The organism is Roseateles sp. (assembly GCF_031397715.1).
In the GTDB taxonomy this organism is placed as follows: domain Bacteria; phylum Pseudomonadota; class Gammaproteobacteria; order Burkholderiales; family Burkholderiaceae_C; genus Paucibacter_A.
This window is the reverse complement of sequence record NZ_JANNMI010000399.1, coordinates 1-14,203: the sequence shown is the minus strand read 5'-3', so window position 1 is coordinate 14,203 and position 14,203 is coordinate 1. Positions and strand designations below refer to the sequence as shown.

At 64.9% G+C, this 14,203-nt stretch carries 10 protein-coding genes; 4 read left to right on the top strand and 6 right to left on the bottom strand.

Features of this window, described 5'->3' with window-relative positions; genetic code table 11:
• Positions 1–127 precede the first annotated feature (127 nt).
• Entirely contained in the window at positions 128–928 is an 801-nt protein-coding gene (locus tag RMO57_RS17375) for a potassium channel family protein (RefSeq protein ID WP_310388769.1), read from the top strand.
• On the opposite strand, the gene RMO57_RS17370 is transcribed toward RMO57_RS17375, so the two are convergent.
• Positions 925–5,475 carry a hypothetical protein gene (locus RMO57_RS17370; RefSeq protein ID WP_310388767.1) on the bottom strand — a complete coding sequence of 1,517 codons (4,551 nt, stop codon included), beginning with the start codon at positions 5,473–5,475 and terminating at the stop codon, positions 925–927. The two genes, RMO57_RS17375 and RMO57_RS17370, sit on opposite strands and share 4 nt — an antisense overlap.
• A gap of 355 nt (positions 5,476–5,830) precedes the next feature.
• Between RMO57_RS17370 and RMO57_RS22030 the strand changes: the two genes are divergently transcribed.
• A complete protein-coding gene (locus RMO57_RS22030; RefSeq protein WP_414896452.1) occupies positions 5,831–6,097 on the top strand; it encodes a LuxR C-terminal-related transcriptional regulator in 267 nt (88 codons plus the stop codon).
• Here the strand turns inward: RMO57_RS22030 and RMO57_RS17365 are convergent.
• Positions 6,094–6,882 (bottom strand): type III pantothenate kinase, encoded by a 789-nt coding sequence (locus tag RMO57_RS17365; protein ID WP_310388765.1) that lies wholly within the window; start codon positions 6,880–6,882, stop codon positions 6,094–6,096. The two genes, RMO57_RS22030 and RMO57_RS17365, sit on opposite strands and share 4 nt — an antisense overlap.
• Positions 6,883–7,147: 265 nt before the next feature.
• Between RMO57_RS17365 and RMO57_RS17360 the strand changes: the two genes are divergently transcribed.
• A complete protein-coding gene (locus RMO57_RS17360; RefSeq protein ID WP_310388763.1) occupies positions 7,148–8,578 on the top strand; it encodes a methyl-accepting chemotaxis protein in 1,431 nt (476 codons plus the stop codon).
• Between the two features lie 41 nt (positions 8,579–8,619).
• Here the strand turns inward: RMO57_RS17360 and cobA are convergent, their stop codons facing one another.
• Both cobA and RMO57_RS17350 read right to left on the bottom strand, forming a co-directional pair.
• Positions 8,620–9,450, bottom strand: a complete 831-nt coding sequence (gene cobA / locus RMO57_RS17355; RefSeq protein WP_310388761.1) for a uroporphyrinogen-III C-methyltransferase — start codon at positions 9,448–9,450, stop codon at positions 8,620–8,622.
• Positions 9,451–10,553: 1,103 nt separating this feature from the next.
• The gene (locus RMO57_RS17350) at positions 10,554–11,054 is read right to left on the bottom strand and encodes a hypothetical protein (RefSeq protein WP_310388759.1); all 501 of its coding nucleotides are present in this window, start codon (positions 11,052–11,054) and stop codon (positions 10,554–10,556) included.
• 116 nt (positions 11,055–11,170) lie between these two features.
• Between RMO57_RS17350 and RMO57_RS17345 the strand changes: the two genes are divergently transcribed.
• Positions 11,171–11,983: a PEP-CTERM sorting domain-containing protein gene (locus RMO57_RS17345; RefSeq protein ID WP_310388756.1), complete on the top strand. Its 813-nt coding sequence runs from the start codon at positions 11,171–11,173 to the stop codon at positions 11,981–11,983.
• Positions 11,984–12,082: 99 nt separating this feature from the next.
• Here RMO57_RS17345 and RMO57_RS17340 read toward each other — a convergent pair whose 3' ends face one another.
• On the bottom strand, positions 12,083–12,271 hold the full coding sequence (locus tag RMO57_RS17340; protein WP_310388753.1) for a hypothetical protein: 189 nt from the start codon (positions 12,269–12,271) through the stop codon (positions 12,083–12,085).
• 12 nt (positions 12,272–12,283) lie between these two features.
• Complete coding sequence (locus tag RMO57_RS17335) at positions 12,284–13,747, bottom strand: S41 family peptidase (RefSeq protein ID WP_310388751.1); 1,464 nt, start codon at positions 13,745–13,747, stop codon at positions 12,284–12,286.
• Positions 13,748–14,203 lie beyond the last annotated feature (456 nt).

Genomic DNA, 14,203 nt, shown 5'->3' with positions numbered 1-14,203 from the left:
AGTCGAGGTCGACGCCAAGCTGGGTGAGTTGGCGAAGAACGAGGATTTGTCGAGGTTCATCCTTTAGGGATGATCGGCTTGATCGGCATCAAGCCGGTGGGCCGGCAGCAACGCTAAGCTCGGCTTCATGCCACACCGACTAAGCACCCGCAGCTGGGGGCTGGCGCGTCCGCCCGCCATGAATGCCGCCGCGCTGCGCACCGAAAAGCGCTGGCGCTGGCCGGTTCTGATCGGCTTGCTGTGCACGATTCCAGCCTTCTACATTGAGCTGCTCGAGAACCTACCGACGCCGCTGGCGGTGGCGATCTACTTGGGTGCGGCCGGGCTGATCATCTTGTCTTTGACCCTGGTGACGCTCCAAGTCAGTCACAAGCAGCAGTACCTGCGCAGCAATGCCATGGATGTGGTGCTGGCCGGCGGGCTGGTGGCGGCCGCCCTCTTGCCGCCGAGCGTGCATTCGCAACTGGCGTTAGGCCTGCGCTTGTTTGTTGCCATGTTGACCCTGGTGCACATGGCCTGGGCGATCAAGTTCTGGGTTACCCGCGGCGGCCTGGGCTATTTGCTGGCCTTAGCGATGCTGGTGCTGTTCTTCTGCGGTGTCGGATTTTGGGCGCTGGAGCCGCGTGTTCCCAATCTCGGCGACGGGCTTTGGCTGGCTTTCACCACCGCTGCGACGGTGGGTTATGGCGACATCGTGCCGACCACCCCGGCGTCCAAGATTTTCTCGGTCTTTGTGGTCTTGCTGGGCTACGCAGTGCTGTCCCTGGTGACGGCGGCGATCGCTTCCTTCTGGGTCGAAACGTCGGAGCGCCGCATGGAGCAAGACATCTTGCGTGACATGCACGCGCAATTGCGCAGCGTGCATGTGGAACTGGCCGAATTGCGCGCGGAGCTGCGGGCCAGCTACTCCGAGCGCAATGAGGGTTAGCTCGCCCAAGCCCGACGGCGCTGCAAGAGCCAGGCCAGCCCGCTCAGCAGCATCAGCCAGCTCATCGGCTCCGGCACCGCCTGCGCGACGAATACCGCGCCGTCGGCGGCCGTGAAGCTGAAACTCTGGAAGTTGTAGGCGTCCGAGCTGGCCGCGAAGCTGACCGTTGAGAACAGCGCATCGTCAAGCCCGGCACCGCCGCTGCGCTGCATAAAGCTGTCGAGCTGGAAGCCGCCACTGGCCTGGAAGGCGTTCGGGTCGGTGCTTCCCAAGAATCTGAAACCTATCTGCAAGCCGCTCAGATCGAGCGCTGCCGCGTCGGCAAAGACCAGCCGGTCGACGTCGAAACCGCCCGCTGCATTGGCCGCCACCTCCAGCACCAAGCGCCCGCCGGCTTGGTTGCTGAAGTCACCGCCCAGCGTCAGCGTGCCGGGTGAGTTGCCGGGATTGAAGACGCCGCGGTTGATCACATCGGCGTTCAGCACGCCGTTGCCGCCCACATAGCCCTTGGCCCCGATCTCCAGCGTGCTGGCCGTCAGCGTGCTGTCGTTGACGATCAACGTACCGACCCCGCCGTCCACACCGGGCTCGCTGCCGACGCCCACATAGCCGGCGGCCAGTGTCGAATTGCCGGCCAGCGTCAACACGCCGACCGCCCCGGCCTTGCGGCCGATGTAGACCGAGCCGTCACCGACATCCAGGCTGCTGGCACCATCAAAGCTGGCGATACCGATGCCGCTGCGGCCGATACTGACGGTCGCCAGGCCAGGCGCCGCTGTGATCTTGATCTGTGAGTCGCCGGTCACCGTCAGCATGCCACTGCCAAAGTCCACCCGGCCGCCACCCAAATCCAGGAACGCACCCGCATCACCCAGATTGCTGATCATCAGCTTGGCGCCATTGTTCAGCTGCACCTGTCCGCTCGAGCCCAGCCCTCGCCCAACCGTCACCCCTGCGCCCGTGGCGTCGCTGATCCACTGGCCGCTCAGATTCAGCTCTGCATGATCGACCCGCAGCTGCCCCATGCCGCCCGAGCTGCCGATGTGCAGCAAGGTGGTTTCCACCCGCGCTTGGTCCCTCACCAGCAGTTGCCCGCTACCGTTCGACCCTAGACCGACGATGAGCCTGGCATCGCTGCCCTGCACCTGTAGCAATGAACCGGCACCACTCACCAGCGCTAGGCCATTGCCGGCCAAGCTGCCGTGGCTACGCCCTATTTCCAGTGTGGTGAGGCGAAGATCCGACGCAGTCGATGTCGCTTGGCCATTCACCGAAATCACACCGCCCTGCTTGATGAGCAACTCGCCGTGGCCTTGATCGCCGATTCTGACGTTTGGATTCAAAGCGGCCTTGCCACTTCCATCACCCATCAAACCGCCGGTTTGCAGCGTCATTTGGCTGCCAAGCCCGCTCAGGCTCAGCTGGCCCGTGCCGCCGTTGGAGCCAACATTCAAATAGTTCGCCCCGACGACAGTTGCCCCATTGCTGATCTGCATTTGAGCGTGGCCGCCCTGGCGTCCGATATACAGCCACCGATAGTCACCGCCGGAGAAGCTCAGTGCCGAGCCCACACCGTCAATATTCATCAGCGTTTGACCACCTTCGCGCGCCAGAAACATCGTTGCGCCCCCCGCCGTGGGAGCCTCAAGTTCAAGCCGGCCGCCTTGGCGCAGCGCAATATCGACCATGCTGTTGGCACCACCGGCCACACCGGTCGCGAAACTCACTCCGCTTGACCCCGGGCTGATGGGGGCCACGCGCCACAACGAGCCCGCCCCACTCACCCGTACTTCGACCTGCGCGCTTTCGGCGCCATTGGCTGCAGAACCTTGCGGCCCATGACCCAGTCTGACTGCTTCGGTATCCAGTCGGCCACCCTCCAAGACCTTGATTTGCACCCGGCTGGCAGCACCGGGCTGGCCCAGTATGTAAGACGTGGCCGGCGGTGCAGTGGCGTAGGAGCCGCCGGCAATCAAGGTCGACAAAAAACTCGCCCGCGAGCCGGTACCGGTGACGGTCAAACTGGCGTCGCCGCCGGCATTGTTGGCGAGGAAGGCGCCGCACCAATGGCCTGTGCATGCGGTGGCATCGGCGGCGCCGTCCAACAAGCCGCCGCCACTGACGATGACCGAACCCTTCTCCAAACCAAGGCGATGCCAATCCAACGAGTGCAGGCTCAGCACGGAGTTATTGCCGTCGATGATGACCTGCCCGCGCCCCAACAGTTCGCCCGGGCCGACCTGCAGCGCAAAGGCCGAGGCTTGGCCTGCGGCCAACACACTCAACTTGCCATCATTGACGTTCAACAAGCCAGTGACACCGCCACTGCGCAAGGTATCGAGCCGACTGCCGGCTCCGTCAATCATCACTGCGCCCTGTCCGTTGCCATCCCAGCTACCGACATTGACGTCACGGGCACCGCTGACACGTCCTCCGGACAGGATGCTCAGGCTGCCCTGACCGCCCGACTCGCCCAGATTGAGGTCGCTGTGTGAGCTGCCCTGCAACTCCAGCAAGCCGCTGTCCGAGACAACAATGTCACCCCTACCGCCCTGCATGCCCGCGACCAGACGTGCGATGCCGCCGCTGACCAGCAGACGCGAACCCGGCCCCTGTATCGCCAGCCTTGCCTGGCCACCGTTGCCAAGATCCACATTGGCATTGCGCCCCGCCGGAGCGATCACCTCCAACTCGCCGCCCGCCTGTACCCGCCAATCGGCGAAGCTGTTTGCGTTGCTGGCCAACAACAGCCGAGCATCATGGCCCTCCAGCTCGCTGCCCTGGATCAACCAGCGCGAGCCCGCTCCGGCCACCAGGCCTTCGGCGAAGCTGCGCTCCTGGCCGTTGCCGGAGGCAGAGTCAAATCGGCGGGTCACCACCTCCTTGGTCGTCAGCAGGCCACCGTCCAGCACTTCGACCCGCCCTCGGCCCGCGCCACCGACCACGCCGAGGGTCCAACCCTCGATGGCGGCCGTGCCCAGCTGGGCCAGTCCAACATAGAACCCGCTGATAAAGCGAGCCTCGCTGCCGGCACCGGTGATGCTGAGCAGACCCTGGCTGCCGGCTGCATGGCCGACCACCACACCGCACCATTTGTTCACGCAGTCCGCCGCCTTGCCCGCAGCATCCAGCAGCGCCCCGCCGGAAACTACCAGGCTGCCGGTGCCCCAATCTCCCACCAACAGTCGGTGCCTATCGATGCGGCCCAGCGCCAGCAGGCTACCGGCACCGTCGAGCAGCACCGTCCCTTGGCCATTGCTTCCTCCGCCAATATTCAGTTCCGCCGCTTCCAACATGCCGCCTGCCCGCACATGCAGGTGACCCTCACCGCCGTAACCAATATCCACATTGCCGCCGCCAACAAGGCGAGCGCCGGATTCGACCAGCAAGCTGCCCTGCCCGGCGTTGCGACCAATCACCGCATACCCGCTACTGGCCTCGGCGCTATTGCTCAGGCTCAACAGGCCGACGCCGCCTTCGATGCCAACGCCGAGAAAGGAATTGGGCACCGACTCAAGCCGGCTGTTGTCCAGCAGCAGGCTGCCATTGCCACCGCCCTGGCCGACCTGAACGTCGGAGCGCCCGGCCACCAGCTGGAGCACCGCGCCGGACTCGAAGCGCGCTACCGCCGTTCCGCCATTGATGCCGACACCGAAAAATGCTTGATCGGGCGCCAAGAGCTCGATGCGCGAGGCGGACGCATTGAGCCTGCCATTGCCACCGTTTTGCCCGACCACCACATTGGCGCGCGACCCCTGGCCCGGCTGCACCCGCCATAGCGCCCCGCCGCCAACGTTGGCGACCGCGCTTGCCCGTGGTCCGTCGGCCAACACCAGGCTGGCCGTGGCGCCCGGCTGCGCCCGTCCGCTGATCTCCCAAAACGAGCCGGCACCGTGCAGATTGATCAGCGCCGCGCTGCGCTCAAGTCCGTTGTTATTGGGGCCCAACCAAGACACACCGGCCATCAACTCGTCGGTTCGCAGCGTGGCACCGTCCAGCACATCGACCCGGCCGTGGGTGGTGGCACCGGCTGTACCGAAACCGCCGTTGACACCGATTCCACCGACCAGGAACCCATGCAGCAGGCGCGCCTCGCTGCCTGAGCCGGTGACGGTGAAATGCCCGTCCGAGCCGGCCGCACTGCCGATGAAATTATTGCAATTCTGAGGGCCGATCAAGCAGGCCGCGGCATCGGCGCGACCGTCCAACAGGGCCCCGCCCGAGACGGTCAAGCGGCCCACCCCGCTGTTCCCCACTTCTAGCCGATTGCCATGCCCGTTGCCGTGCAGGCTCATGACCGTCCCTGCACCATCCAGCAGGGCGGTAGCGGTGAAGCCCGAATGCCCCAAAGAAAAGATAGCCAGCTCCACCTTCGCTCCGGCCAAGGCCTCAAAACTAGCATGGCTGGTGATGGCAAGCGCCAACATGCTCCCCGGCTTGAGCAAGTCGGGCCCATTCAAGGAGGCCGGATCCCAAGGATCAAGCCAGTAGGAACCCGTCACCGTCACCGCCGCCTGCGCGGCCGGCAGGGCCATCATGACCAGCATCAACCCCCGCGCCAGGCGACTCAGGCGCGGCGCGCGCGCATTCCTACGACTTGAAGCAAGACTCACTGATGAATTCGACATGATCTGGACTCCCTGAACGATGGATGAGCTGCGGCGCAGCCGACCGGCGCCGATCTTCAGGCTTGACCCTCCCGCCGGCGCGCCGAATCCCCTAGCCCTAGGGGTCGGAAGCCATCATCTACCCACCGGCCAGGGGGTGAATATTGGCCTTTTGGACCGGCCTTTTGGACCGCCCGTTTGGACCGCCCGTTTGGCCCGACCTACCGCCGCAACCCGGTGCTAGCTTTACCACCATGAACAAACATAGCCGCCAACTCAGCAAGCTGCGCGATTTGTGCGCGCTGGACTGGCCGGCCGGTTTGCTGATGCCGGTCTTGCTGGAGCATTTGCACGCGCTGATTCCGTCCGCCCGCTGGCGCTGGACCTATCAACCGCACAAACCTCGGCGTGCCGGCTCCTGCTGGAAGGCAAGTCTCGCGCGGAAGTGGCCCACCATCTCGGCGTCGCCCCCAGCACCGTGGCCGATCACACGCGCAAACTTTACAAAAGCCTGCAGGTACGCTCTGTCCAGGAGCGGACGATGCGGGTGCGGCCGAGCTAAAGCGCCAGCCGATGCGACTGCAGCGCCAGCATGCCGTCGAAGATCAGCGAGTCGACCAACTCATGCGCTATCTCCAGCGTCGGCGCGACCTTCCAGGCGGCACCGCCGGTCATCAGCGTTAGCGGCGAGCTGCCAACTTTTTTGGCAAGATGCCTGTGCATGCGTTCGATCGCGCCGGTGATGGCAAAGGTGCCGCCACTGGTCAGCGCATCTGAAGTGTTAGTGGGGAAGTCGCGCACCTCTCCCGTAGGCACACGCAGGCCGGCCGTACCGCCTTCCAATGCGCGCAACATGATGCCGTGGCCGGGCATGATCATGCCGCCCAGAAAGTGCCCCTCGGCGTCCAGGGCATCGATGGTGACCGCCGTGCCAATCATCACGACCAGCGCCGCACTGGGAGCCGCCGGCGCTGGCATCAGCTGGGCCCGCTGCATGACCAGGGAGCGCGCGCCGATCAGCGCCACGAAGCGGTCAACACCGAGCCGCCCGGGGTGGTCATAGCCATTGCTGACCCCACCCGCATGGCTGCTCGCCACCACCCAGCGCGGCTCCTGGTCCCATAACTCCAGCTGCTCCTCGACCCGCCGGCGCACCGCGTCACCGGCCACATTGCAGCCCATGACGCTGTGCGGCACTGGCAGACCGCGCCAGTCGCTGTCGGCCAAGGTCTCGATCGTCTCCAGAAACACCGCGCCATGGGCCAAAAGCACCGCTCCCGGCTGCGGCGATGCGTAGAGCGCCCATTTCAGGCGGGTGTTACCGATGTCGATGGCCAAAAAGCTCATGGGTGTGGGCGTTTAATTACAGGCAAGGGCCGCCAGCCTAACAGCTCACAGGGCACTGGCCGGCAAGACGGGTCGCAACAGCGCCGCGCCGGACGATGGCGCCGGCACGACTTTTCGCAGTACCGCTACCTTGTTGAACTCAGGTCAGGCCCTGGAGTTGCCGATAAGCCTACAGACAAGCTGCCAAGTATGGCCGGGCCGTCAGGCCTTGCCGCATGTGGCCGCTGAAACACTCGTCCCCCAACAACCATCTCGAAGGACTGCCATGTCGCATGCCGATTTACAAACTCGTGCAATCAGCCAATACGCCACGCTCGGTGATCGCGTTTTGCTGGCTGCGGCCGGCATCTGCGCGCTGGCCGCCCTGCTGCTGGGCATGAAGTACGAGCAAATGGGCCTGGCCGTTGGCGTGAGCGTGGCCTTGGCGGCGCTGGCCGGCGCCGGCTACGCCGCCGCCAAAGGCGGTGCCAGCCGCTATGTGCTGACCTTTGTGCTGGTCGGTTTTGTCGCCCTGCATATCCAGCTGGCACGCGGCGCGACCGAATATCACTTCGGCGTCTTCGTCGTGCTGGCCTTCTTGCTGGTCTATCTGGACTGGACGGTGATCGCCTTCGGCGCGGCGCTGTTCGCCGTTCACCACATCGGCTTCGACCGCATGCAGGCGGCCGGCTTCGGCACCATCTGCACCACCGAGCCGGACTTTTTGCGTGTGCTGCTGCATGCCGGCTATGTGGTCATCCAGGCCGGTGTCGGCATCGTGCTGGCCACCGTGATGCGGCGCGCGGCCGACGAGGGCGAGGAGCTGCGCGAGCTGGTGGCGCGGGTCAACCGGGCCGACGGCATCTCGCTGGATGTGGCCGCAGTCAAGACCCGGAGCGTCGGCGGTGACGCCTTGAAGGCGACACTGAACCGGATGGAGCAGACCGTTTCTACCGTGCGCAGCGGCGCCTCGGGCATCGAAGTGGCCAGCTCGGAGATCGCCAGCGGCAACCACGATCTGAGCAACCGCACCGAACAGACGGCGGCCAATCTGCAGCGCACCAGCAACAGCATGATGGCGCTGACCGAGGCGGTCAAACATTCGGCCGACAGCGCCCGGCAGGCCAACCAGCTGGCGATGACGGCCAGCGAGGTGGCGACCAAGGGCGGCGCGGTCGTGGCCCAGGTGGTCACCACCATGCAAGGCATCAATGACAGCTCGCGCAAGATCAGCGACATCATCGGCGTGATCGACGGCATCGCCTTTCAGACCAATATCTTGGCGCTGAACGCCGCCGTCGAGGCTGCCCGCGCGGGCGAGCAGGGGCGCGGCTTTGCGGTGGTGGCCAGCGAGGTGCGTTCGCTGGCCGGCCGCTCGGCCGAGGCCGCCAAGGAGATCAAGTCGTTGATCGGCGCCAGCGTCGAGCGGGTCGAACAAGGCAGCAGCCTGGTCGGCCAGGCAGGTGCCACCATGAGCGTGGTGGTGGCCAGCATCCGCCAGGTGACTGCCATCTTGGGCGAGATCAGTGCGGCCAGCGCCGAGCAAGCCGGCGGTGTGGCCGAGGTCAGCGACGCGGTGCGCGAGATGGACCAGGCGACTCAGCAAAATGCCGCCCTGGTCGAGCAGATGGCCGCCGCGGCCAGCAGCCTGACGCAGCAGGCCCAGGAGCTGGTGCAGACGGTGGCGGTGTTTGGGGTCGCGGGCAAGCGCGCTTGAGACGCTGGCCGGCTGGCTGAGCCATCACCGGCCGATCGCAATCAGGCACGTTGCCCCAGCGTGCGCAGCTGCGCGCCAGCGGCCAGTTCAGCCTCCAATCTCTGCACCAAATCGCGCCAAGCCTGCGCCTGGCGCACGACCTGGCCGACCACCAAAATGGCCGGGCTGGGCAGTTGCTCGCGCGCGAGCATCGCCGGCAACTCGGCCAAATGGCAGACCTGTTGGCGCTGCTGAGCGGTGTGGGCGGCCGAGATCGCCGCTGCCGGCGTGTCGGCGCTCATGCCGCCCGCCATCAAGGCTTGCACGATGTGCTCGGCCTGGCTCAGGCCCATATAGATGACCAGGGTCAGGCGGCTGCGTGCCAGCGCCGCCCAGTCGGGGCCGTCGCCGGCGCGCGCACCGTCACGGCTGTGGCCGGTGACGAAGGCGACGCCGGGCGCGTGGCGGCGGTCGGTCACCGGGATGCCGATGCTGGCGGGTGCGGCCAGCCCCGAGGTCAGGCCATTGACCACCTCGACGGCGATGCCGGCGTCAAACAGCGCGTCGACCTCCTCTGCACCACGACCGAACATAAACGGGTCGCCGCCCTTCAAACGCACCACTTTGGCGCCACTGCGGGCCTCGCGGATCATCAGCTCGTGGATGAAGCGCTGTTCGGTCGAGACACAGCCGCCGCGCTTGCCGACGTACAAAATTCTTGCGCCGGCCTTGGCCAGAGCCAGCACGCGGGCGTCGATCAGGTCATCGCTGAGGATCACGTCGGCGTCCTGGATGCGCTTGAGCGCCTTCAGCGTCAGCAGCTCCGGGTCACCGGGGCCGGCGCCGACCAGCGAAACCGGAATGGAAGCCAAGGGGGGAGTGATGGAGTTCATGCAAAAGAGAGAAGCAAGAACCGGGCCACTCCAAGGCGCTTGTCCGGTGCCGGATCCATGGCGGCACGCGGCCATGTTCTGCGACTGGCCACTCATTCGCCGGGGAAGGCCGCAAAGTGTCATGAGCAGCGATTCGCTAGCCGTTCCCCCACGCTTCGTTGACTCGGCCCGCCGCCGTGCTCATGGTGCTCGGGCCGGCTCTGGCGAGCCGACTTCCCTCGGTGCTCACTGCGCGGGTCAGCGGCGGCAAACTCACTTCGTTCAAACAGGTGCCGCCAAGTCAGTTGTTGAAGCGCGCTGCGCGCGCCTGACCCACTCCGCTGCGCTCTCGGCAGCGCACAAATCGCTCGTCGGCGGGCCGAGCCAACTTCCGAGCGGGCGCTTGGCACGGGGATGAGGCACAGCGTTCGCGATGCAAGCGCACGGTAGCCTGGGCCGATGCTGGGCGATTTGTGAGGGGCTGAGCAGCGCAGCGACTTGGGGCCGCCTGTTTGAACGGAACGAGCGCAGCGAGTGCAGTGAGTTCGGCGCCGGCCCCAAGTTGCGAGCAGCGCAAGGCAGTCGGCCCGCCAGGGCCGGCCCCCGAGCCATGAGCCCGGCGACGGCCCGGGCTGCCGTGCCTCACGCGGCAGAACCAGGCTCAACTGTTCGACAACTGCATGAGTAGCTGAAGCCCGGGCAAATGCTGCGGAACGGGCACTTTGAGGCTGAGCGCCGATGGCTGGAACGTGCCCATACCGGGCATTCGAAGTCGTCCCTGATGAGCATTTCGATCAGCGCATTTCTTGGTAACTGTCGGGCAAGTCGGTGAGTCGACTAAAGCGTTCGGCATGGGCGACGCTGAGAATTGATGCGCTTTGAATAGCCGCCCACATCAAGAATCGGCGCAAATGACCGCCAACAGGTGATGCAGGCGGCGCGCCAGAAGCCTTGGCCAAGGAGCGCCGACAGCGGGACTAGCGATGGGACTGCGGCTCCATGGCCGACATACTTGCAGTGGAACGATTGAATTTCCTATCCGTGAACACGTCCTTGTGTGGAGCCGAAGTTCAAGTGCCCCACTCGACCCGCTGGGGCGGCCAGGCCCGCGAGTCGAGGCGTCGTCAAGTCAGCTCGATCTGCACCGCTAGCACGCCCTCGCGGATCGAAGCGCAGGTCGGGGAGCAGCCCCGCCAGCCATCGGCGATCTGCACGCGCTGCCGCGTGGCCGTGCCGCGGCGGTAGGCAAACGGTACCCCTGCCCAGGTGAATGTCAGGGCGCCGTCGGCGGGCAGTTCCACCGCGTCCAGCAGCACCGGGTTGAAGTGCACCTGCCCGTCACGCATGCGCAGTCCCAGTTCACACCAGCGGGTGAGCACTTCTTCTTTCACCTGGCCGGTCATGCCGGGCTGCTGGGCGCCGCGTTCACCCGGCATGTGGCTGTGCGGGTCGGCCGGGAAAGCGCCACAGGCCGCCGCGCTCTTGCGGTAGCCCAGGCCGTCGCGCACCCGCCAGTACTGCGCCGTCAGAGCCGCCAGTTCGGGCGCCTGCCGGTCGGCATTCCCAAAAACCTGCTCCTGTACCGCCCGCGGCATCTTGGCCGTCATCGCTAGATAGCCGGGCACCCCCCAGTTTGTAGGATTGACCTGCTCGCTGACAAGCACTCAACTGAGTTGCGCTTCAAACTCCTTTCCGAGTGGATGCGGCTTCCTTCAAACTGACCCACTTGGAGATACCCATCGTGAAAATACGTTACTTCGTCAGCATCGCCGCAGTGGCGATGACACAGCTTGCTCAGGCCGCGCTCGTAACCGACCCGAACGACGCCCGAAACTGGCAGAGCGCCACCGTCGGCACATTCGCGACGCTGTATTACGGCTCGAACACGCTTGCCAACCGTCAACAGGTGGTCGACAACAAGTTGCTCGATGACTCCATCTTCGACGCGACCGGCTACGTCGCGTCGACACTCGTGAAGAGCATCGGGCAGTATTCCGGACAGGGAGGAGGGACCTCAACAGATTTGACGGGCACTGGCGGCTACGCCTACACCTGTTGTGGCGCGGCGGCGACACGGTTTGATGCCGCCAACGCGATCGACAACCGGTGGATGCAAACCAGCGGAGTCATCGGCGAGACCGTCTGGGACCTTGGTTTCCAGGCCACCAAGGCAGCGGTGTTCAACACCATTGATCACGGCCCTTTGCCGCAAGAAGCCATCGAGTCTACGGTCTACCTTTCCAATGATCAGGTCACCTGGACACAAGGGGTCGTTGAGCGAGTCTGGCTGGAAGGTTTCCAGCCGATTCTGGGTATTCAGTGGGACGGCTTCGTGTATGCGGTGGGCACCGGTACCACCGACACCTTCCGCTTTGCATCCATCATTCATGGGGGCCCCGGCGCATTGATCAGCGACGGTGACAATGAAATCAACGGGATCCTCGGGACACGCGCAGACTTCACACCGCCCGTTCCAGAGCCCTCGACGTGGGCCCTGATGGCGCTGGGCCTCGTGTGTCTGGGCAGATATGCATGCCGCGGTTCTGCACACTGAGTTGTGTGCCCTGACGGCAGCCGGCGGCTTCGAAAGACAGGACATTCAATCGCTCCTTTCGAACTGCTGGGCCTGCCAGACCCGCGAGTCAGGGCGACTTCATGCCAGCTCGGCCTGCACCGCCAGCACCCCTCGCGGATCAAAGCGCAGGTCGGGGCAGCCGCGCCAGCCATCGGCGGTCTGCACGCGCAGCCGCGTGGCCGTGCCGCGGCGGTAGGCAAACGGTACCCGTGCCCAGGTGAATGTCAGGGCGCAGTCGGCGGGCAGTTCCACCGGAGAGCGGGCCAAAGTGGGGAGTCCCTAGGCTTTAACCTGTGCGCGTGCCGCCACAATCTCCGTGTCGATCCCGGCCAAAGCATCAGACCAGCGCGGCGCCACGGCCATGTCGGGTATCACACCGGCATCAGGAGGATCTCCCATTGCAAACGAAGCGATCAGCGGGATATCTACGCCCACACCCGAGGCAGGCAGGTTGATCCAGGCCAGTTGCCCGCCATTCAGGCCGCGCAGGTTGCCGCCCGTGGGCTGTCCCAGCAGCCTGGCGACACCACTGCGCTGAATGTCTCGCGCCAGCAGGAATCCGGCTGAGCTGTTCTGTGGCCCGATCATCACCAAAGTTCTTCCTGCGTACGGCGTTGCCACGGGTTCGATGCGGTAGCCGGGCTGGTCGGGCAACAACCAGTTGCGCCCCGCACCCTTTCTCACCTGACCGGTGCGGTCAAAGAATCCGAAGTCCCAGGTATCCAGATAGCGGGCCAGCTCGTAGGGCACGCGCTCGTAGGCGCTCTCCACCTGATACCCCGGCAACTGTAGGGGTTTGCGCAGCAGGTGGCTGAGCAGCGTGCGACCGATCGCATCGTCGCCGCCTTCGTTGTGGCGTTGGTCAATGATGAGATAGGGCACACCGCGCAATGCCTCAAAGGTCTGCTGCAGGAAGGCCTTCGGCTTGAAGTCGCTCCGCCAGAACGCGAATGTCGGCAAAGTCAGCACACCAATGCCGCCGTCAATCCGGAAGGACCAGGCCGTGCTCGGCGGTGGCAGAACTTGCTCACGCATTGCCGTGGTCATGGCGCGCACGTCGATATCGCGCGGATTACCGCCGGCGCGTTCGCGTAACGTCAACGTGTATTGGCCGTTGCTTGGTGGGGAGCGCAGGGGGAATAGCCGATCCATCGCACCGCCGTTGGGACCGCTGTCCAGCTGTGACAGGCGTTTGAGACGCGCTCCGGGATGCAAGCCATCGGCGCGTAGCAGTGGCAACAGTTCATCGCGGATAGCCGTCACTGGTCGGCCGTCGATGGCCAGTATTTCACTTCCCGCCGACAACCCAGGTGCTGCACTCCCAGTGACAAGCGCGCGGCCTTCGATCCAGCGCAGCGTCAGTGGCAGCTTGTCGGCGCGCTGAAATACGGCATCAACCACGTCCTGCCGCTGGTTGTACGGGTTGACCCACGTATGGCCACAGTGCACGCTGGCTGCCAATTGTGAGGCAAGCATAACCATCTGCGCGCGATTGCTGCACGCCGCCACAGCGCCGTTTGCAAATGCGAAGGCGGCATCGAGTTGGGTAGACGAGGCGTAGCGATGCAGACCGGGGTGCAGATCGGCGAAGGCCCGCTGAAGAATGCGCAGATCTCGTTTGGCATCCTCTGCACTCAATTCGGGTTTGACAGGCGTTGCACCTTGCGCGCACTGTGCTCTCGCTGCGAGGCCAAGCAACGGCGCCGCGGCCAAGGACTTCAAGACTTCTCGGCGCTGGCTCATGGATTGGCGTCCTGGTCTGCGTTCTATTGGCACGTTGGCTGGCCCAAGTCATCTTGTGCGGGCGAGGCCACAACTGTAACTATGGTAATTTAGTCACCGCAGCAAGTGGAGCCGCCGTCGGCAATGGAGCACGGCGTCTTCCACAGACTGGCACACATTGGCGGCTCGACTGGCCTATTTATCAGCGCGCAAATCAGTCCGGGCGTATGACTCCAGATATCGTTCTAGTCAACGGCGGCTTGCTGGCGTTATGCACAGGTCCCAGTTATGCACAGCTTGGGCTGGCCGGGCGCCGATTCTTCCTCGTGATGGGGCTGGAGTCCGCGACCGGGTTCTGCGCATAGTCACAGCGTCTTGAGGAACTCCAACAGCGAGTCCGTCGCCCTGAAGCGGCGTACCGGCGTCTGGAGGTCCTGCAACCGGGCCAAGGCCTTCTCCTTCATCGCCAGGTCCGCT

Bases quoted from the DNA above. Each gene is read 5' to 3' on its own strand.
- RMO57_RS17370 (WP_310388767.1), bottom strand. From the start codon at position 5,475: ATGCTGGTCATGATGGCCCTGCCGGCCGCGCAGGCGGCGGTGACGGTG.
- RMO57_RS17365 (WP_310388765.1), bottom strand. From the start codon at position 6,882: ATGAGCTTTTTGGCCATCGACATCGGTAACACCCGCCTGAAATGGGCG.
- RMO57_RS17360 (WP_310388763.1), top strand. From the start codon at position 7,148: ATGTCGCATGCCGATTTACAAACTCGTGCAATCAGCCAATACGCCACG.
- RMO57_RS17375 (WP_310388769.1), top strand. From the start codon at position 128: ATGCCACACCGACTAAGCACCCGCAGCTGGGGGCTGGCGCGTCCGCCC.
- RMO57_RS17335 (WP_310388751.1), bottom strand. From the start codon at position 13,747: ATGAGCCAGCGCCGAGAAGTCTTGAAGTCCTTGGCCGCGGCGCCGTTG.
- cobA (WP_310388761.1), bottom strand. From the start codon at position 9,450: ATGAACTCCATCACTCCCCCCTTGGCTTCCATTCCGGTTTCGCTGGTC.